At 55.9% G+C, this 17,667-nt stretch carries 21 protein-coding genes; 11 read left to right on the top strand and 10 right to left on the bottom strand.

Going from position 1 to position 17,667, the window contains the following annotated elements; all coding sequences use genetic code 11:
• Window positions 1-46: 46 nt before the first annotated feature.
• Both J2W17_RS24255 and J2W17_RS24260 read right to left on the bottom strand, forming a co-directional pair.
• A complete protein-coding gene (locus J2W17_RS24255; protein WP_307340554.1) occupies window positions 47-961 on the bottom strand; it encodes a sce7725 family protein in 915 nt (304 codons plus the stop codon).
• Between the two features lie 11 nt (window positions 962-972).
• Window positions 973-1,809 carry a sce7726 family protein gene (locus tag J2W17_RS24260; protein ID WP_307340557.1) on the bottom strand — a complete coding sequence of 279 codons (837 nt, stop codon included), beginning with the start codon at window positions 1,807-1,809 and terminating at the stop codon, window positions 973-975.
• Between the two features lie 451 nt (window positions 1,810-2,260).
• On the opposite strand from J2W17_RS24260, the gene J2W17_RS24265 reads away from it, so the two are divergent.
• The 3 genes from J2W17_RS24265 (at window position 2,261) to J2W17_RS24275 (ending at window position 5,033) form a co-directional block, all read left to right on the top strand.
• A complete protein-coding gene (locus J2W17_RS24265) occupies window positions 2,261-2,794 on the top strand; it encodes a BRO-N domain-containing protein (protein ID WP_307340560.1) in 534 nt (177 codons plus the stop codon).
• A 121-nt stretch (window positions 2,795-2,915) separates the two neighbouring features.
• A complete protein-coding gene (locus J2W17_RS24270; protein WP_307340563.1) occupies window positions 2,916-3,629 on the top strand; it encodes an HNH endonuclease in 714 nt (237 codons plus the stop codon).
• Between the two features lie 414 nt (window positions 3,630-4,043).
• A complete protein-coding gene (locus J2W17_RS24275) occupies window positions 4,044-5,033 on the top strand; it encodes a hypothetical protein (RefSeq protein WP_307340566.1) in 990 nt (329 codons plus the stop codon).
• Window positions 5,034-5,052: 19 nt separating this feature from the next.
• Here the strand turns inward: J2W17_RS24275 and J2W17_RS24280 are convergent, their stop codons facing one another.
• On the bottom strand, window positions 5,053-5,742 hold the full coding sequence (locus tag J2W17_RS24280) for a DUF6933 domain-containing protein (RefSeq protein WP_307340569.1): 690 nt from the start codon (window positions 5,740-5,742) through the stop codon (window positions 5,053-5,055).
• A gap of 32 nt (window positions 5,743-5,774) precedes the next feature.
• Window positions 5,775-6,137, bottom strand: coding sequence for a hypothetical protein (locus tag J2W17_RS24285; RefSeq protein ID WP_307340572.1), 363 nt, complete (start codon window positions 6,135-6,137; stop codon window positions 5,775-5,777).
• A gap of 379 nt (window positions 6,138-6,516) precedes the next feature.
• On the opposite strand from J2W17_RS24285, the gene J2W17_RS24290 reads away from it, so the two are divergent.
• From J2W17_RS24290 to J2W17_RS24300, 3 genes are read left to right on the top strand one after another with little or no spacing between them, the layout of a single operon-like run.
• Complete coding sequence (locus tag J2W17_RS24290; RefSeq protein ID WP_307340574.1) at window positions 6,517-6,834, top strand: helix-turn-helix domain-containing protein; 318 nt, start codon at window positions 6,517-6,519, stop codon at window positions 6,832-6,834.
• 44 nt (window positions 6,835-6,878) lie between these two features.
• Window positions 6,879-7,241, top strand: a complete 363-nt coding sequence (locus J2W17_RS24295; RefSeq protein ID WP_307340577.1) for a type II toxin-antitoxin system RelE/ParE family toxin — start codon at window positions 6,879-6,881, stop codon at window positions 7,239-7,241.
• On the top strand, window positions 7,234-7,554 hold the full coding sequence (locus J2W17_RS24300; RefSeq protein ID WP_307340580.1) for a helix-turn-helix domain-containing protein: 321 nt from the start codon (window positions 7,234-7,236) through the stop codon (window positions 7,552-7,554). Before J2W17_RS24295 ends, J2W17_RS24300 begins: the two co-directional genes overlap by 8 nt.
• 82 nt (window positions 7,555-7,636) lie before the next feature.
• On the opposite strand, the gene J2W17_RS24305 is transcribed toward J2W17_RS24300, so the two are convergent.
• Together J2W17_RS24305 and J2W17_RS24310 are read right to left on the bottom strand one after the other, a co-directional pair.
• Window positions 7,637-9,157, bottom strand: coding sequence for an amidase family protein (locus J2W17_RS24305; RefSeq protein ID WP_307340583.1), 1,521 nt, complete (start codon window positions 9,155-9,157; stop codon window positions 7,637-7,639).
• A gap of 135 nt (window positions 9,158-9,292) precedes the next feature.
• A complete protein-coding gene (locus J2W17_RS24310; RefSeq protein WP_307340585.1) occupies window positions 9,293-10,345 on the bottom strand; it encodes an MBL fold metallo-hydrolase in 1,053 nt (350 codons plus the stop codon).
• A 212-nt stretch (window positions 10,346-10,557) separates the two neighbouring features.
• Here J2W17_RS24310 and J2W17_RS24315 point away from each other — a divergent pair, with 212 nt between their 5' ends.
• Window positions 10,558-11,166, top strand: coding sequence for a TetR/AcrR family transcriptional regulator (locus tag J2W17_RS24315; RefSeq protein WP_307340589.1), 609 nt, complete (start codon window positions 10,558-10,560; stop codon window positions 11,164-11,166).
• Window positions 11,167-11,231: 65 nt separating this feature from the next.
• Entirely contained in the window at window positions 11,232-11,762 is a 531-nt protein-coding gene (locus J2W17_RS24320; RefSeq protein WP_307340592.1) for a DUF1003 domain-containing protein, read from the top strand.
• A 74-nt stretch (window positions 11,763-11,836) separates the two neighbouring features.
• Here J2W17_RS24320 and J2W17_RS24325 read toward each other — a convergent pair whose 3' ends face one another.
• Window positions 11,837-12,163 carry a DUF2025 family protein gene (locus J2W17_RS24325; protein ID WP_307340595.1) on the bottom strand — a complete coding sequence of 109 codons (327 nt, stop codon included), beginning with the start codon at window positions 12,161-12,163 and terminating at the stop codon, window positions 11,837-11,839.
• Between the two features lie 234 nt (window positions 12,164-12,397).
• On the opposite strand from J2W17_RS24325, the gene J2W17_RS24330 reads away from it, so the two are divergent.
• Together J2W17_RS24330 and J2W17_RS24335 are read left to right on the top strand one after the other, a co-directional pair.
• Complete coding sequence (locus J2W17_RS24330; protein WP_307340598.1) at window positions 12,398-13,525, top strand: glycerophosphodiester phosphodiesterase; 1,128 nt, start codon at window positions 12,398-12,400, stop codon at window positions 13,523-13,525.
• Window positions 13,526-13,728: 203 nt separating this feature from the next.
• Window positions 13,729-14,034, top strand: a complete 306-nt coding sequence (locus tag J2W17_RS24335; protein ID WP_307340601.1) for a PepSY domain-containing protein — start codon at window positions 13,729-13,731, stop codon at window positions 14,032-14,034.
• Between the two features lie 360 nt (window positions 14,035-14,394).
• Here the strand turns inward: J2W17_RS24335 and J2W17_RS24340 are convergent, their stop codons facing one another.
• Window positions 14,395-14,832, bottom strand: coding sequence for a multidrug/biocide efflux PACE transporter (locus tag J2W17_RS24340; protein WP_307340604.1), 438 nt, complete (start codon window positions 14,830-14,832; stop codon window positions 14,395-14,397).
• A gap of 89 nt (window positions 14,833-14,921) precedes the next feature.
• Between J2W17_RS24340 and J2W17_RS24345 the strand changes: the two genes are divergently transcribed.
• Complete coding sequence (locus J2W17_RS24345; protein WP_307340607.1) at window positions 14,922-15,776, top strand: LysR family transcriptional regulator; 855 nt, start codon at window positions 14,922-14,924, stop codon at window positions 15,774-15,776.
• Window positions 15,777-15,989: 213 nt separating this feature from the next.
• On the opposite strand, the gene J2W17_RS24350 is transcribed toward J2W17_RS24345, so the two are convergent.
• Complete coding sequence (locus J2W17_RS24350) at window positions 15,990-17,225, bottom strand: RNA polymerase sigma factor (RefSeq protein ID WP_307340610.1); 1,236 nt, start codon at window positions 17,223-17,225, stop codon at window positions 15,990-15,992.
• Between the two features lie 93 nt (window positions 17,226-17,318).
• On the bottom strand, window positions 17,319-17,663 hold the full coding sequence (locus tag J2W17_RS24355; RefSeq protein WP_150767723.1) for a YciI family protein: 345 nt from the start codon (window positions 17,661-17,663) through the stop codon (window positions 17,319-17,321).
• Between the last annotated feature and the right edge of the window lie 4 nt (window positions 17,664-17,667).

Genomic DNA, 17,667 nt, shown 5'->3' on the forward strand with positions numbered 1-17,667 from the left:
GATTAAAACCGAGTCAGTAAAGCAATGAATGCAACACCTGGCCATTTCAATGCTCCTGGATATAGCTGCATGTAGTCTCAATATGATGCTTTATCGATATTTTCTTTACATGCCCTAGCCCTGGATAATGCCTGGACGCATGAAGATTAAAAAAATCACCCAATCCAGTTGTCTCAGTAAACCTACTAGGATTAGCGCGCACATACTGGACAAGTTTATTCAGAGCATCCATGAATTTCCCGCCCGGGTTTGTCGGGGTACGATCATCATAGGAAGAAAAATGCCGCACATGCATGGCATCGTACTCTTCACGATTTATATATGACAAATGCACAGCCACAACATATGCAGGCCCGCCCGACTCGGAATAATCCTCACTCAAAATAGTAAAATCGCCAAAACCAACAACATCATCGAGCCTTCTGTACTCAGTATGCAAACCCGAGAACAATGAATCTTCTGCATAATCCGAGTTCTTAACTTCTTTTTTGAAGCTATCCCCATAAACAACTTTATTTCTAAGCTCTGCAAACGCAGCGGAACTGACTCGATTCTGATTCACCAACGTGTACATCGACTGATTAACAACATGAACCAGAGATCTATCCACGCTACTTTCGAGATACACCGCAGCTCTACCACCAAACGATTGGAAAAGATTGATCGCCGCAGCATCTTGAGGATTTTTTATTTTTACACAAGGTAGATATGAACCCTCTGCCCCCTCTAAAAAGGTGCTTATGAGGTCCTCACCGCCAGCATAATCACCTAACGACGGGTTAACAACTACGAGCGGGATTATCTCATTTTCTGCAAGCAGCTGTATTGTGCGCTCTAATGGGGCTATATTTTCCCTTACCGGCTCTATTACAGGCTTTATATATTGAGCGTTAATTATCGTTGACAGCTCACGCAAAGCTATCAGTTCATTCTGCTTACCCTTTAATATAGGAAAATACATCAAACATCCCTTTAAATTGGAGAGTCAAGCACCCTCATAAGATTATTTTTATTAGCATGAGACAGTTTCACACTAAGACTAGCCATAAGCAATGTGCGAGGTACAGCGAGTGAAAACTCTCGACTTAAGCGTCGTGTTTCCTTTAAAGTCTTACAAAAAATTGATCGCAACAACTCTGCATCGGCCCTCAAGAAAACATCTTCACACCAATTAAAAACATCTGTATTTGAAAGACCAAAAGGTGCTTGTTCAAGCTGACAAGCCATTGAAAAATATTCGGGCTTACGCAACGATCTAATTAAAATCTTCGGATCTATCTTACTTTTAGCAAGCCTGGCACTTCGAACCTCCGACAGAGTATTTCTAGCAGTCAGCACGATCAACCCAACACCATCATGAATGTTTTTTAACGCATACTCCCTATGAGCTTCAGCTATAACCACATACGTCTTGTCAAATAACTTCTCATAGGCATTCAACTGATCATTTAATCTTGAAAAATTATCTAGATCCGTTTTAATCTCGTAGCACGTACTGTTTCCATTCAAAACCACACAGTCAGCCTTATTATTTTCAACTCTAAACTCTGATATCAGGGTAGCAGTCGAAAGTCTATGCCGACCTAAAACAATCTTATTCGCTACGACATTTTTAAAGAAGTATTCAAATCTATAATTTTTACTAAGATCGTTATAGCAAACCTCATACACATCTGCAGGAGTAAACTCTCGAGGAAGAACATCCATGTAGGCACGAGAAACATCTAGCACATGTTCGACATTTCCACATGCAAGACTTTCAACGCAATTAGTAGAAAAAATCCTACTCAACTCTCGATAATTTCTCATTGCTATATCTGCTACCCACCGCACACGATCACTGACATTCTGGAGTCATGCTAGCAGAGAGCTTCGCGCCAAGCGCGATTTAGAAACACAAAAAATATAGATATCTACCCTTGACCACCACCCTCGGCAAATCATAACCTCTCAATCCGGTGCCTAAGAAACACCTCACACAGCGGACTGACCGCACCCGACAGTAGCGGCTTTTTTGTGCCTACGTTTTCCTCGTGGACGTCAAAAAATCTCTGTTATGCCGGGAGTGGGCTAATACAAGACCCGAAAGGGGAATATGTCCGGCCCTCTGTGTGGGGTTTCTTAACTCCCGGCACCCAGCCCTAAGAAAGCTGACATCACACAGAGGTAAAGGATATGCCTAAAAATCTCTCCTTCTCTCCGAAGGAAATCTGCTTGAGCAGCTTCATTGTCCATGCGCATCCCTTCTCGGAGGCTCGCCATGTCTGATCCCTACATTCCCACAATCTTCACCCGCCAAAACCTCCCTCTTAACACCCTCCTCCTTGAAAACCAGCCTTGGTTTTGCGCCCGAGATTTAGGTCGCTTGATGGGCATCTATTTGAGCGACCGCATGGTCAGCAAGCTGGATGAGGATCAGCGGCATACGTTACTGATTGAGTATTTCGGTCACCCGCAGGAGCGATTGATGCTCAGCGAGTCTGGCGTATACGCGTTACTGGTCTATCACTACGCGCCGGGGCATCGGTTGCTACGTGAGTGGCTGACTCATCAGGTGGTACCGACGCTACGCGATGCAGGGCTTCCGCAGAGTGCGGACCGGCCGATGATGAGTTTGATGGATTGGCCGGAGATGTCATTGAGCCTGTTGCATTGGCAGGATGAAGGCTGGATTCGGCTAAGGGATATGCCTTATCTATTGCTCAATCGCACACAACGACACGTGCCGGTGGCTAAGCCTTGGTGGCGGAGGGCTGTGGAGATATTTCAGTCGTCGAGGCATTCGGTGGGTTAGTGCTTGTGGAACCGTCTGTAGGATCGTTGAGCGACGCGTCGCTCTTTTCTGTAGGAATTTTCGTAGACAGTCGTAATGGCCACTCAGTATCGTCCGAGGGTTTTCAACCCTCGGCGATTGTATGGATACGAAAAAGAGCACCAGCGATTGGAGTGACGCGGAGATTCAGGCTGCGGTCGATGCCTATCTCAGTATGTTGTCACGCGAGCAGAGCGGTCAGACGGTCAATAAGGCTCATGAGAATCGTGTCTTACGCGAAGGAGCCTTAGCAGGTCGCACAAAAGGATCGGTTGAATTTCGGATGCAGAACATTTCTACCGTCTTGGTTGAACTCGGCCGAGATCGCATTGTGGGCTACAAACCCGCCAAGAATGTCGGCGCGAATATTATTCGCAGCATTCGCGACGCGCTGAACGCTCCTAGTTCTTTGACATCCGAGGATTTTGCACCGACGGCTGATGAAGCGACGCTTGAACAACGCGCCATCAAACTTGAGAAGCAATCATTCAAGGGCGAGCCAAAAGGGATTTTAAAACCCCAACAAGTTTCGAGCTCGGGCAACTCTTTTGTACGAGATCCTGAGGTTAGAGCCTGGGTGCGCAAAGAAGCCAAAGGCATCTGCGAGGGTTGCGGAAAACCGGCTCCGTTCGAAAAGGACGGCAAGCCGTTTCTGGAGGTTCATCACGTTAAGCATTTAGCGCAGGAAGGTTCGGATCGTCCGAGCAATGCGGTGGCGCTGTGTCCGAATTGTCATCGCCGCTGTCACCATTCAAGTGACCGGGATGCATTCACTGCTCAACTTTATGAAAAGGTTGGCCGGCTGGAAGAGGAATGAGTGGCTGATCGAATCTGTGGCGAGGGAGCTTGCTCCCGTTCAACTGCGGAGCAGTCGCCATGCAAACAACTGGGTATGTCTGGCTCACCGCTGCTGGATTTGGGGCTGCTGCGCAGCCCAGCGGGAGCAAGCTCCCTCGCCACAGGGGATGAGAATGCGTGGGCTCCCCCCTGATAATCACTTCACAGGCGGCCCTTAAATCCATCAATGATGGCCTTTGGGGTTTTGTCAAAATCCGCAGACATCCGAATCTTCCCCTTCAACCTTCCAGGCTTGCGCGCCTGCCGTTCAGTCATATGACACCTCCACATAGTTAGCCAAGCTAGCTGATGCGACGAACTTGAATCAACAGGTGCGTCATCTCAAGCGACACGCTATTAATACGCCATCCTCCTTTGAAGGACCGAGCCCACCATGAAATTCAACCTCGCCTACTGCCTCAGCCTCGACGCCAAGCTGTCGATCTATGACGTGCGCGATTTGAATTTCGACGAGACGATGGCGTTCGATTCCGCCAAGGAGCACTTCCAGTGCCCCAACGACGCTTGCCGCTTGGCGTTCGATGTTGGGAATGTGTTGGGGACGTTCAACGCCAAGAATGTGAATTACGTACGCACCCCGCATTTCAAGAACATTCCCAGCACCCGGCATGTCGAGGGTTGTCCTTATGTGAGTTTGAAAACGGCGGCATCGGGCGTGGAAGCGGACGGTTCGGAAACGGATGACAGCCGCGAGGAGCATTTCCCGTCGGAATTGTTGCTGACTCGGCGTGAGTATATGCGCAAGCCGTTCAGCCCGGCAGTGGTGGCGGATGTCGTGCGGGATGATCCAAAACCACCTTCAACGGCCAGTGACGTCGAGCATTCGACACGCGATTCCGCGCCAGACAAGACCAGCGTCTTCGCCCATCCGGTGGAGTGTTTCGTGTCGAACTTCGAGGACAAGGAGCTGCTCAAGCGCATGCCGCTGAAGATCGGCGAGCACACGGCGCCTTATGCATCATTCTTCAAGAAGATCGAGTATCTGCAGGACAACAAGGGGCTGATCTACTGGGGCAAGATCAAGGAGATCAAGGATTACACCCAGAGCTTTCGCATCGATTTCGAGCAGAAGGTCTGGTTCAAGCAAGGGAATGAGGCGAAGAAGAAGCCTTATTCGGTCAATGTTTACCTGAGCAAGAAGCTGATCGAGAACTACCGCAAGCGCAAGGCGTTTCTGGAGGAGATCAAGCATGCCATCGACAGTGATGCCGAGTTGTATTGCTTCTTTTATGGGGTGACGCCGGAGTTGCAGCAGGTGCCGAGCAAGAAGAACCCCGAGCAGACGTTCGGGGTGTTCAGTGCCAATATCGAGAACCTGGACCACTTCATTATTCGTGAGGCGCCGGGGTTGGAGGGCAAGTAATCCGAACCAAAGCGTTGGTTTATTGGGCGTCAAGTTGCCTTTCCAGAGCCCGTATCTCCTGCCGCACCTCTTTACGCCTAGCCCGCGCAGCCTGGATGTCAGACTCATCGAGGCCGCAGTATCGCCGTAACCAGTGAACCATCATTTCCTCATCCGGGTAGTAATAGTCTTTATGGCCTTTGCTGTTTCTCGGCGTGTCGTTCATATCGCCATCGGAGCGGCATGCCGAGATTTCGTTTGCTGGCAGCGAGCCCCACTCCGCAGCAAAACTCTGAAAAATCCATGCGATTTCATCGATGTGCTTTTGCGCGCTGCGATGGCTGCGTCGGTATAGGCGGAACTGGCCGCAGCTTTCCTGAAAACGCTCGATCATCGGCTCATCGACAACCCACTGAAGGACATCGTATTGCCCTGCGTGGCGCATCAGGCCGTTGATCCAGCGATCCGTAAAGCGTTGAAAAAAACCCTCAGCGTCAGCCTTTTTTGCATCGGCAAAGATCATGCAGTAACGGCTTGGTATGTGAATCACGAACAACACGTGTTTTCGTTGGACGGTGACGGCGTGGACCAGCCACTGTTCGCTGCTGTCATCCTTTTCACCTTCCTCGATAACGGACGATGGCGGTTTTTCCACTGGGGTGATTTTCTTGCCCTTGTGGATGCGACTGAAGAAGTTGCTGGCCGCTTCGGTGCAGTTGAAGATCAACATTCGTGGTCCGTTAATAATGCGATGAGCGATGCTCAGTCGTCTCGCTCGATCTCTTCAATCCATTCAAGCTCATAGGGCTGGCGAACAACGTTAGCAATCTCTTCCAGCCCTGCCTCGCTGAGAACCGAGAGGTCTGCATCGGTCAATAAGTCGTGTCTGACCATCAATCGCAGGGCCATGAGTGCCTTGGAGCGACTGTAAGCGTCGAAAACCCGGACTATGTCTTTGTCCCGATCGCGCATCAAGCGATAAAGCATCACATACCTGGCATGAGACGAAAGCGCGTCATGCTCGGTAATGGTGTTGGCATCAGCCAGTACACCTTGGCAAAAACGATCGAGCGCAATCTTGCGCAGTTCCTTGAATTTTTTCCAGTCGCTTTCGAGGATCGACATGAGGCTCTCCTGCATGAAATTTTGAACGGTGCGAAGGCATATTCCAGGGAATAGGCCTGCTGATTCTAACCCTGCCTGGTGCCACGTGCTTAGCATCACCAAAACTAGCAAACCCACTTGGATTCGGGCATGCACTCGGTCCGAAAGCCGCCCGACACAAGGGACTTGGTCGATAACCGGATGCTCGCGTTTGGATTTTGGTGATGAGAGTTCGGCGGCGCTTTCGACGATTTTTCGCCGGGTGCCGGGAGAGCCACCGTCGGCCTGGATGGAAGAGGTGAAATAGAATGCATCAAAAAATGAGTTTGATCCCGGGGCAAAACAACTGTACAAAAACACAGTATATTTTGAACCGACACTCTCGAGCCCGGAGAACACCATGGCCTCTTATGCGATGAAGATCACCTTGGAACGTATCGCCCTTTTCCAATTCACGCCAAACCACTGCGCCCAGGCCCGGGCGATGCTGGGTTGGAGTATCGAAGAGCTGTCTGAAGAATCCGGTGTTTCGGTTGACGCCATTCAACGATTCGAAGCCGAGCGTGATGTGCTGGATGTGACCCGGCTGGCGTTGGCTTACCGGTTTGAAGCGGAGGGGTTGGTGTTTTTCCCGGGGTTTGCGCCGGGGCGAGGGATGAATGTGAAGGGGTCGACGCCGAATCCGGTGGGACGGGCGGATTATGCGATGGTTGAGTGAACAATCATCGATTGACGATTATTCCCATTTAGGTATATTTTACCATGAGTACAAGGAAGTCACTCCTGTGGGTTAGCAGCAGCAAGAAGGATCTCAAGGAAATGCCCGCCGATGTACAGGACGTTTTTGGACATGCTCTGGATTTGGCACAGAGTGGTGCGAAGCATCCGGACGCAAAGCCTCTAAAAGGTTTTGGAGGCGCTGGAGTTCTGGAGGTGGTTGAGGACTTCGATACGAATACCTACCGCGCCGTTTATACCGTTCGTTTCAGTAGTGCCATTTATGTTTTGCACTGTTTTCAAAAGAAGTCGACTACGGGAATCAAAACCGCGCAGGGCGACATCGGTTTGATCAAGAAGAGATTTCAAGCGGCGCAGGATCACGCGAAAGGATCAGAAAATGATTGAAGTCGAAGAAAGCAGCGGGAACGTCTATGCCGACCTCGGGATACCCAACGCCAATGAGATGCGAGTCAAATCCCAACTGGCCGCAAAAATTGGCGAGATCGTCAAGGCTCGGCATTTGACCCAGGTTCAAGCGTCAGTAATCCTGGGGTTGTCGCAGCCCAAGCTCTCCGAGATGTTGCGCGGAAAGTTTCGCGGCATCAGTGAAGCCAAGATGATGGAATGCCTTCTGCTGCTCGGGCGTGATGTGCAAATCGTCGTCAAGTCGGCCCCCCGATCCAGAAAAGAGGGACGAATTGAGGTGGTGTTCACCTGAAGCGCCGACCCGGCGCTATATCCTCCGGGTCGTCGCCTGCTCATGTTCTTTTTGCCAACCTCTGACCAATCCCCGCCACTGCCTACGGCTTGAACGCCGGTGCCTGCCACGCACGGGACACTTGTTCGTAACCGTACGCTAATGACAGCAGCCTGGCCTCGCTCCAGCGTGCGCCGAAGAAGTACACCGAGGTCGGCACCCCGGTATCGTCGATCCCGGAAGGCATCATGATGCCGGGATAACCCGCCAGCGGGGCGGCGTTCAAGCCGGGTGAGCCGACGTCCAGCATCAGGGCGTCCAGTTGATGGGTGACCAGCACGTTGTCAATGGCGGCCGCATTTTCGCTTTGGATTTTTTGCCACAACTGGTTGTACGTACTCTCGTCAAAATCGATCTTGCTGGCCGCGCTCAACAGGGTCTGCCCATAACCTTCAGCCCCGGGGGACTTTTCGTTGAATTGCACAATCGCTTCCAGACTCGGTGCCACAAGTCCTTTACGAGTTGCCAGATAGCCTGGCAGGTTGCGCTTGATACCCATCGAGAACGCCTCCTCTACCTGCTCCGATTCCGGTTCAATGAACTCCACCGGAATTAAGGTGGCGCCTGCCGCCTGGATGATTTCCAGCGCCAGGGAAAACTGGGGGTCGAGTTGTTTCGCCTCTATGTCGGTGTCGAATTTCACCGGATAACCGATGCGCCGCCCTGCCAGGGCGTTAGGTTGCAGCCATTGCGTGTAGTCCACGTCGCGCACGGACTGCGGTTTTTTGACCGGTTCGTCATCGTCGTTACCGGTCATGGCGTTCAACAGCAGTGCAGCCTCGCGGACGGTGCGCGTCATCGGCCCGGGCGTATCGGTTTTATACGTCACGGGAATGATGCCGCTACGACTGAGCAGGCCCGCGGTAGGCCTGAGGCCCACTACCCCGTTGAGGGCGGCCGGGCAGATGATCGAGCCGGAGGTTTCCGTGCCGACGGCCAAGGGTGCGAAACCGGCGGCGACAGCGGCGCCGGAGCCCGAGCTGGAACCGCAGGGCGTCTCACTCAATACGTGCGGGTTCTTGGTTTGTCCACCGCGGCCACTCCACCCACCCGGGATGGAAAGGTCGCGGAAGTTAGCCCATTCGCTGAGGTTGGTTTTCCCCAGGATAACCGCCCCGGCCGCCCTGAGCCGTTGCACGATAAAGGCATCCTGCGCGGCGGGCTGCCCGACCATGGCCAACGACCCGGCGCTGGTCTGCATCTGGTCGGAGGTGTCGATATTGTCTTTGAGTAATACCGGAATGCCATGCAGCGGGCCGCGGACGTGCCCTCCTCGTCGCTCCTGGTCCAGTGACTCGGCAATGGCCAATGCCTCCGGATTGAGCTCGATGATCGCGTTGATCGCCGGTCCCTGTTTATCCAGCTTTTCGATCCGCTGTTGCAAGTGCTGCACCAGCGTTACCGCACTCAGTTGATTGCGCTCCATTCTTTTGCCGAGTTCATCGACACTAAGATATTCCAGCCCCGATTCGGTTGCCAAAGTTTGCGCTTGGGTTGCGCTCGCGATCGACAGCAGGACAAGCGATGCCAACCGCGTCATGCAGGCTTTAAATGTCACATCCATGTGAAAAGCTCCTTGTGATGATTGATAGCGAGTGAATGAGCTCACTCGCCTTCCAGCCTACCGACACCGCTGGAATTGTCCGTCATCACTTTTCGCTGGAACCTGTACGAATACGCGTCCCACCCTGTAGCCGCTTTAGCCAACACTCTGCTGGTACAGCTGCTGCTCGACCTCATCCCACCAGGTACTGCCTCGCTGCGGATGCAGCACATTGAATGCTTCGCCCATCTGTGGCGTGGTGATCGACACATTGCGCTCCCAGGCCAACGCCAGGATGCGGTCAAAGGGTTCGTACCAGGCATGCATCGACAAATCGAAGGTACCGTTGTGGATGGGCAGTAACCACTGCCCTTTTAGATCGATATGCGCCTGCAAGGTCTGCTCCGGCTGCATGTGCACGTGGGGCCACTGGACGTTGTAGGCGCCGGTTTCCATCAGGGTCAGGTCGAATGGCCCGTACTGTTGGCCGATGCGTTTGAAGCCGTCGAAATAACCGCTGTCACCGCTGAAGAAGATCCGTGTATCTCCGTCGATCATCACCCATGAAGCCCACAGTGTGCTGTTGCCATCGAACAGGCCCCGGCCGGAAAAATGCTGCGAAGGGGTGGCGATGAACTGCAGGCCATCGACCTCGGTGCCTTGCCACCAGTCCAGCTGACGCACTTTGCTGGCGTCGATGCCCCACTTGATCAGGGTGTCGCCTACGCCCAGGGGCGTCAGGAAGTAGTGGGTCTTGTCCGCCAGCTTGCGTATCGCCTGATAATCGAGGTGGTCATAGTGATCGTGGGACAAGATCACTGCTTCAATCGGCGGCAGTTCTTCCAGACTGATCGGCGGCTGATGGAAACGCTTGGGGCCGGCCCATTGCACCGGCGAGGCACGTTCGGCGAAGACCGGGTCGGTGATCCAGAATTTGTCCCGCAGTTTCAGCAAGACGGTGGAATGCCCGAGGCGGTAGACGCTGTGATTCGGCGCGGCAATCAACGCCGCTTGCGTCAGTCTTTGCACCGGAACGGGTGCCGTCGGGCGGGTATTGTCTGGCTTGTGGAAGATCATGTCCCACATGATGCGCACGGTTTTGCGAAAACCTTCGCGCTGCACCGGGGCATGGTTGCGGTACTGCCCTTGAGTCTGTCGAGATGCTTCAGGTACGGAGGCGTTGTCCGCCGGGGAAAATGAAGTGGCCATGGCTGAGACTCCAGAAAAACCGCGGTTTGGCGGCTCTGTGCTTTGAAACGAAAAATGGCCGGGCACGCACGCACTAGCCGAAAAACTCTATGATTGATGCTCAGGATTAACAGAGCATTACACTGCACAGTGTAGTTTCTAGGTTGCATCAATCTTAATCCCAAGTAAACTACTCAGTGTAATTTTTACCACTTCCTGACGAAGCGTTTCCTATGACTGCCCCACAGCGCCTCACCGATCGAAAACGTGCAGCCATCATTCAGGCGGCGATTGCCGAATTCCGTGCCAACGGTTTCGACATCACCAGCATGGACAAGATCGCCGCCACCGCCGGGGTGTCGAAGCGCACGGTGTACAACCACTTCCCCAGCAAGGAAGAGTTGTTCGCCGAAATCCTCAATCAGTTGTGGGCGCGGCTGACCGCGGAACCGGAAACGTCCTACCGCCCTGACCTGCCCCTGCGCGACCAGATGCGCCGGATGCTGCTGGCAAAATTGCAGATGATGAGCGACGACAATTTTCTCGACCTGGCCCGGGTCGCTATCGCCGCCACCATCCACTCCCCGGAGCGAGCGCAGAACATGGTCGCGCGAATGGGTGAACGCGAAGAAAGCCTGACCTTGTGGATCCGTACTGCCCAGGCCGATGGCCGGTTAAAACCGGTCGAACCGGAATTTGCCGCGCAGCAGATTCACGGGATGCTCAAATCCTTTGCCTTCTGGCCGCAGATTTCCATGGGCTTGCCAAGCTTGTCAGCCGAGCGGCAGAGCATGGTCGTGGAATCCGCGCTGGATATGTTTCTGGCGTGCTATCAGGTCTAGATCAAGCTCTGGCTATGCCCCGGCGCTATAGTGAGCCTCAGTCCCCGCGCCAGGCAGAGAGTCCCATGACCACCGAAACCAAACACACCGCGCCCGTCGATCACCTGCGTTTTCACCGCCCTCACGCTCACCTGGCTCCGACCTTTGGTACCGACAGGTTTGCCCTGCGCGCCGAGGCCTTTGCGCGATTCTTCGGCACGCCGACTTTTCTCGGTGCACAAACGCTGATCGTGGTGGTGTGGGTGTGCCTCAATCTGTTTGGCGTGGCTCACTTCGACCTGTACCCGTTCATCCTGCTCAACCTGGCGTTCAGCCTGCAATCGGCTTACGCCGCACCGCTGATACTGCTGGCCCAGACCCGCCAGGCCGCCCGCGACAAAGCCCAGTCCGACGCCGATGCGCAGCACCGCGAAGCGCTGGCCGTGGCCAACGCCGAACGTCAGGCCCAGGCAGCGCAGAACTCCGCGCAACTGTTGGAGCTGCTGGAGCAGAACACCCGACTGACCGAAATGACCAAGACCCTGACCGAACGCATTGAAAGCCTGACGTCCGAGATGCATCAACACTTTGTGGGCAAGGCTCAGTCGAGCCGCTGATCAGCGAACCGACGACCTGTCGGCGTGGACCTGGAGCAGCGTGACCGCGCGCGGTCGAACGCGGATGAAAAATCTCAGCCCTGCACAAGACTGCGCACCGCCGAAATCTCCGGCACTTCCCGCCGATTCATGTACACCCGCAACGGCTCGGTAATGTTGATCCGGTCGTCGATATTCTGATCCAGCAGCAACTGAATCAACTCGCGCTTGAGTGTCATGGCCTGCTCCGGACCGGCCGCCCAGACGAACTCGCTCACGGGAATGATGCCGTCATCCGCTACGTCCATGCCGAACGCGTCTTCACTGAAGCGGACGATGTATTGGCCGGTTTTGCGATTGAGGCCGACGAAGCCTTGGAGTTGGTCGGCAGCTTGGCAGATGAGCTGGGACGTGATGCGCATGGTAAACCTCACAAAGGGTCGCGAAGGACCGGTGATCGATGGTTTACACGCAAGGCAAGTGAATGGCGTTCCCTCTGCCGGGGACGCTGCCGGGACCAAGAGTACTGCAAAGAACCGCACAAAAGCGCGGGAAAAATCTGCTTGAAACAGGTTTATGTCGGTCACGCGATAGCGCTGGCAGCCCTCAGTTGTTAAAAGGGAGCTCTTTGAAAACCTGCGAAAGGACCTCGACCCATGCCCGTCACCTTCACCCAAAGCGCTTTGCTGCTGAGTGTGCTGCTTGGCCTCGGCCAGGCACAGGCCGCCAGCGAACCCAGTCCCACCGTACTGGCGACCCGCCTGGGCATCCCGCATCCGGCGGTGATCGCCCACCGTGGCGCGTCCTTCGATGCGCCGGAATCCACCGCCCCGGCTTACAAACTGGCGCGGGATCTGGGTGCCGATTACCTGGAGCTGGACTTGCAGCGCAGCAAGGACGGCGTGCTGTTCGCCCTGCACGACGACAACCTGCAACGCACCACCGACGTCGCTTCCAAATTTCCGGAGCGCAAGGACAGCCCCGCCAACGCCTTCACCCTTGCCGAACTGAAAACCCTCGATGCCGGCAGCTGGTTCAACAGCGCTTACCCGGATCGCGCCCGTCCGTCCTATGCGGGGCTGAAGATCCTGACCCTGGACGAAATCATCGACATCGCCCAGGGCAATCCGCTGCACAAGCCGGGCCTGTACATCGAGACCAAGGAACCGAAGCAGTTTCCCGGTCTCGAACGCGACCTCAAGGAGAAGCTCCAGGATCGCGGCTGGTTGAGCCCGACCGGTTCGAAACTGGCGAAAAGTGAACTGGCGGTCGGCCAGGGCAAAGGCAAGGTGGTGTTGCAGACGTTTGAGAAGGGCAGCCTGGAACTGCTGGAAAAGGAAATGCCGCAAGTGCCGAAGATCCTGTTGCTGTGGGTCGGCGAAGGCAGCATCGAACCCAAGTCCAAGGTGACTTTTGCCAAGTCCGGCGACAAGGACAAAGCAACGTTCTATGCCAAACAGCAACCGAAGGACAAAGCTGAATTCCAGCGCTGGGTCGAGTACGCCAAGGCCCAGGGCGCGATCGGCACCGGCCCTTCTGTCAGGCTGACCCACGGGGGTGATCAAAGCTATTCGGATCTGGTGCAACCGTGGATGAACCAGTACACCCATGACCAGGGCTTGCTGGTGCATGCCTATACCGTCGACGATGCGGTGGATTATCAGAAGGTCATGGACGCTGGCGTCGATGGAATTTTCACCAATCGCGCCAGCGAGCTGCTCAAGTTTTATAAACGGCCGGCGGCGGCGAGTGTTGCGCAATTGCTGCAGAACAATGGGTATTGATTTGCGCCTGGCGTTACAACGAGGCGCCTGCTTCGCTGGCAAGCCAGCTCCTACAGGTTTTGCGCAGACCGTGTAGGAGCTGGTCGGATCGCCGCACCGCAGCGAAGTTCTTGCTAACGAGACGGTTTCAGGAATTAAGGGTGAATTAAGTTGCCACAGTTACTCTGATCCCACTTAAACAGATCATCCAAGGAAAGAATCCCATGAAAACCCTGACTGCCTTGTTCACCGCTGCTGCCCTGACCCTCACCGCAGGCCTGGCCCAGGCCGATGTTCCTGTCGATCAGATCCCTCAGTTGGTCAAAGATAAAAAGATCAAGCCGCTGGAAGAGCTGAACCAGATCGTGCTGAAGCTGCACCCGGGTGCCACCATTACCGACAGCGATCTGGATAACCACTTCAACAACTATGAATACGAAGTCGAACTGCGCGATGCCAGCAACGTTGAATGGGACGTGGATTTGAACGCCGCCACTGGCGAAGTCCTGAAAAACAAAAAAGACGACTGATACACACATCAAAAAAAGCCGCACGACTTTCGGGTCGTGCGGCTTTTTGCATTCTGCTGATTCAAGAGCAGGAAAACGGCGAGCTGCGCGAACAGTTCATCGCCGTGCTGGGGCATGACTTGCGCAACCCCTTGTTCGCCATCAGCGCCGTCCCATGGCGGCAAACTGGACGTGGTCTCCAACGGAAGTCCCATGAACCGTAAAATCGCATTGATCACCGGCGCCGGCCGCGGCTTTGGCAAACAGACCCTGCTGCCGCTGCTGGCTGACGGTGGACGTATTCTTCAGGGATCGGGTATATCCGCATAATTGTGGCTGCACCCGATCCCGTAGGCGCTGCTGCAGGCTGCGGTCTTTGCTTTATCCTTCGCAAGAGGTGCGCATGACCAATCGCTCACGCACCACGTCATACGCCCAGTGATACACATAGGTATACGGCAGGAAAAACAGCAACACGCCGATGTCCAGCAGGAACGCTTGCCACAGGCTGATATTCAGCCACCAGGCAATCAGCGGCACGCCGACGGCGACCAGGCCGCCCTCGAACAGCAACGCGTGCACCACCCGAACCCGGGCGTTACGCACCAAGCCGAGACGGTTGAGCGCGCGATCGAACACGCCGTTGAAAATCACGTTCCAGGCGAGGGCCAAGGCTGCGATGGCCATGGTCGCCACGCCCATGTCGAGCATCGGTTTGTCCATGACCCAGGCGAGCAAGGGGGTGCAGATCAACACCGCCAGCAATTCGAAACCAATGGCCTGGAAAATACGTTCAGTGATGGATTTGTTGGCGTTCATGGCCGGACTCCCTGGGTGACTGTGGTTGCCATGGTCCGCTATGACACCGATACTTCATAATCAATAACCATCGATCAAGGCGATAGTTCATGGCCTCTCACGAAGTGCTGCTGGCGTTCGTTCAGGCGGCGACGCAAGGTTCGTTTTCCGCGGCGGCGCGCAAGCTTGGCCGCAGTCAGTCGACCATCAGCGCGGCAGTGGCCAGCCTGGAGATCGACCTGAACCTGACCTTGTTCGATCGCAGCAGCCGCAAGCCCGGCCTGACGCCGGCCGGGCACGTGGTATTGCAGCGGGCCGAAGCGATCCTGGCGGCCACCAGCCGCCTGGAAATGACCGCCAGCCAATTGTCCCGAGGGGTCGAGGCGAAGCTGACGGTGGCGCTGTCCGACACCTATCAGTCCGACCGGTTCGAAGCGGCACTGAGTACCTTCGAACAGCGTTATCCGGACCTGGAGCTCGAATGCCTGATCGCCGAATGCGATGACCTGGTGGCACTGGTGCAAAGCGGTCGCGCTCATGTCGCCTTCGCCGAGCGGCAAGACAGCTACCCGCCGGACCTCGCCAGTTCGACGGTGGACGAACGCACGGAAATCGCGCTGTTCGTAGCCCCCGGACATCCGTTGGCGGCATTGCAAAAGGTGGATCAGGAGGTGCTGCAACAGCATCGCGAATTGCGGCTGGCGACCATCGTCAATCCCTATGAAAGTCGGGCGAAGGGGCGTGTCTGGTCGGCGCCGAGCTACCTGATGCTGCTGGAAATGGCCCAGGGCGGATTCGGCTGGGCGCCGTTGCCGCGATGGCTGGTCGAACGCTTTGGTGCGGGGTCGTTGCAGGAGATTCAGGTGCGGGGTTGGCCGAAGACGGTGTCGGTGGATGTGCTGTGGTTGCGGTTGAATCCGCCGGGGCCGGCGGGGAGTTGGTTGATTGGCAAGATGCTGGAGTAGCGGCGCGGCCAATCGCGGGCAAGCCGAATCGTCGCACCGCCGCTCCCACAGGTTGCGAGTCGATTCGTGATTATGGGATCGACTCCGTACCTGTGGGAGCGAGCCTGCTCGCGATGGACTCAAGAGCGCCGCGTTTAATCAGAAAATACGCGTTATCGTTTACGACCATCGCCAGCAAGCTCGCTCCTACAGTGTATTAGGACTTAGACCACCTCATTCCAACCCCTTGAGCCGCCTCTCGATAAACCGCCGCTCCGGTACCTGCTGCGTCAACTCAAGCGCCCGCTCATACGCCGCCCGCGCCTCCTCCACCCGCCCCAACTGCCGACAAAACTCCGCCCGCGCCGAATGCGCCAGGTGGTAATCCAGCAGCTCACCGCGCTGCAGAATCCCTTCGACCAAGGTCAACCCCGCCAACGGTCCATCCCGCTTGGCCAATGCCGCGGCCCGGTTCAGCTCGATCACCGGTGAAGGCATGGCCTGCAACAGCACGTCATACAGACCGACAATCTGCGGCCAGTCCGTCTCCCCCGCCCTCTGCGCTTCAGCATGCACCGCCGCGATCGCCGCCTGCAGGCAATAAGGCCCGAACCGCCGGGTCGTCAGTGCCCGCTCCACCAGCGCGCAACCTTCGGCGATCATCCCGACATCCCACAACGAACGATCCTGCTCATCCAGCACAATCAGCTCCCCACTGGCCGAGGTCCGGGCCGGGCGCCGCGACTCGTGCAACAGCATCAACGCCAGCAGGCCCATCACCTCCGGCTCCGGCAGCAACTCGACCAGCAGCCGGCCGAGCCGGATCGCTTCGCGGGTCAGATCTTCCCGGGTCAATTCGGCGCCGATGGACGCCGAATAACCTTCGTTGAACACCAGGTAAATCACCCGCAGCACGCTGTCGAGGCGTTCGGGCAATTCGGTCAGGGTCGGCACTTGATAGGGGATTTTCGCGTCACGGATTTTCGCCTTGGCGCGCACGATGCGCTGGGCAATGGTGGACGGTGCCGAGAGGAAGGCCCGGGCGATTTCCTCGGTGGTCAGGTCGCAGACTTCCCGCAGGGTCAACGGCACCTGGGCGTCCGCCGCCAGCGCCGGGTGACAGCAGGTAAAGATCAGGCGCAGGCGGTCGTCTTCCACGTCTTCGTCACTCCAGTCGGCCTGCTCAAGCGCCTCCAGTTGCGCGATCAACAACGGTCGGGACGCGTTGAAGCGTGCACGCCGACGCAACACATCGATGGCTTTGAAGCGTCCGGTGGACACCAGCCAGGCCCGCGGATTGTCCGGCACACCGTCACGCTGCCAGCGCTCGACCGCGATGAAAAACGCCTCGTGCAAGGCCTCTTCGGCAAGATCGAAATCGCCAAGCAAGCGGATCAGGGTCGCCAGGATCCGCCGCGAGTCCTCACGGTAGGCCTGCTCGACCCGGGCCGTAACCGCGACGTCGGGCATCAGACCGGCATGCCTTCGGTCATCGCTGAATCGACGTCGGCAAGTTGCTTGTTACAAGGTTGCGGGCTCATACAGTTTCCTGTTTTTGATTGTTCAGGGATTCAACTGGCGAACGGGGCGCACCTCGACACAGCCTACCCGGGCCGCCGGGATGTTGCCGGCGACCTGCAGGGCTTCATTGAGGTCCTTGGCATCGATCAGGTAAAAGCCGGCCAACTGCTCCTTGGTTTCGGCGAACGGACCGTCCGTGATCGACATTTTCCCGTTGCGCATGCGCACGGTGGTCGCGGTCTGCACCGACTCCAGCGCTTCGGCCGCGAGCATCCGGCCACTGCCCTGGATCGACTCGGCGTAGGCCATGCATTCGGCGTCTTTCGGGCTATCGGGCTGGGAATGCAACTCGAGCTCGTTGCTGTAGACCAGGCATAGGTATTTCATGGAC

Source organism: Pseudomonas lini, assembly GCF_030812475.1.
In the GTDB taxonomy this organism is placed as follows: domain Bacteria; phylum Pseudomonadota; class Gammaproteobacteria; order Pseudomonadales; family Pseudomonadaceae; genus Aquipseudomonas; species Aquipseudomonas lini_A.

Coding starts and splice junctions, on each gene's coding strand:
- J2W17_RS24255 (WP_307340554.1), bottom strand. CDS start 961: ATGTATTTTCCTATATTAAAGGGTAAGCAGAATGAACTGATAGCTTTG.
- J2W17_RS24260 (WP_307340557.1), bottom strand. CDS start 1,809: ATGAGAAATTATCGAGAGTTGAGTAGGATTTTTTCTACTAATTGCGTT.
- J2W17_RS24265 (WP_307340560.1), top strand. CDS start 2,261: ATGTCTGATCCCTACATTCCCACAATCTTCACCCGCCAAAACCTCCCT.
- J2W17_RS24270 (WP_307340563.1), top strand. CDS start 2,916: ATGGATACGAAAAAGAGCACCAGCGATTGGAGTGACGCGGAGATTCAG.
- J2W17_RS24275 (WP_307340566.1), top strand. CDS start 4,044: ATGAAATTCAACCTCGCCTACTGCCTCAGCCTCGACGCCAAGCTGTCG.
- J2W17_RS24280 (WP_307340569.1), bottom strand. CDS start 5,742: ATGTTGATCTTCAACTGCACCGAAGCGGCCAGCAACTTCTTCAGTCGC.
- J2W17_RS24285 (WP_307340572.1), bottom strand. CDS start 6,137: ATGTCGATCCTCGAAAGCGACTGGAAAAAATTCAAGGAACTGCGCAAG.
- J2W17_RS24290 (WP_307340574.1), top strand. CDS start 6,517: ATGGCCTCTTATGCGATGAAGATCACCTTGGAACGTATCGCCCTTTTC.
- J2W17_RS24295 (WP_307340577.1), top strand. CDS start 6,879: ATGAGTACAAGGAAGTCACTCCTGTGGGTTAGCAGCAGCAAGAAGGAT.
- J2W17_RS24300 (WP_307340580.1), top strand. CDS start 7,234: ATGATTGAAGTCGAAGAAAGCAGCGGGAACGTCTATGCCGACCTCGGG.
- J2W17_RS24305 (WP_307340583.1), bottom strand. CDS start 9,157: ATGGATGTGACATTTAAAGCCTGCATGACGCGGTTGGCATCGCTTGTC.
- J2W17_RS24310 (WP_307340585.1), bottom strand. CDS start 10,345: ATGGCCACTTCATTTTCCCCGGCGGACAACGCCTCCGTACCTGAAGCA.
- J2W17_RS24315 (WP_307340589.1), top strand. CDS start 10,558: ATGACTGCCCCACAGCGCCTCACCGATCGAAAACGTGCAGCCATCATT.
- J2W17_RS24320 (WP_307340592.1), top strand. CDS start 11,232: ATGACCACCGAAACCAAACACACCGCGCCCGTCGATCACCTGCGTTTT.
- J2W17_RS24325 (WP_307340595.1), bottom strand. CDS start 12,163: ATGCGCATCACGTCCCAGCTCATCTGCCAAGCTGCCGACCAACTCCAA.
- J2W17_RS24330 (WP_307340598.1), top strand. CDS start 12,398: ATGCCCGTCACCTTCACCCAAAGCGCTTTGCTGCTGAGTGTGCTGCTT.
- J2W17_RS24335 (WP_307340601.1), top strand. CDS start 13,729: ATGAAAACCCTGACTGCCTTGTTCACCGCTGCTGCCCTGACCCTCACC.
- J2W17_RS24340 (WP_307340604.1), bottom strand. CDS start 14,832: ATGAACGCCAACAAATCCATCACTGAACGTATTTTCCAGGCCATTGGT.
- J2W17_RS24345 (WP_307340607.1), top strand. CDS start 14,922: ATGGCCTCTCACGAAGTGCTGCTGGCGTTCGTTCAGGCGGCGACGCAA.
- J2W17_RS24350 (WP_307340610.1), bottom strand. CDS start 17,225: ATGCCCGACGTCGCGGTTACGGCCCGGGTCGAGCAGGCCTACCGTGAG.
- J2W17_RS24355 (WP_150767723.1), bottom strand. CDS start 17,663: ATGAAATACCTATGCCTGGTCTACAGCAACGAGCTCGAGTTGCATTCC.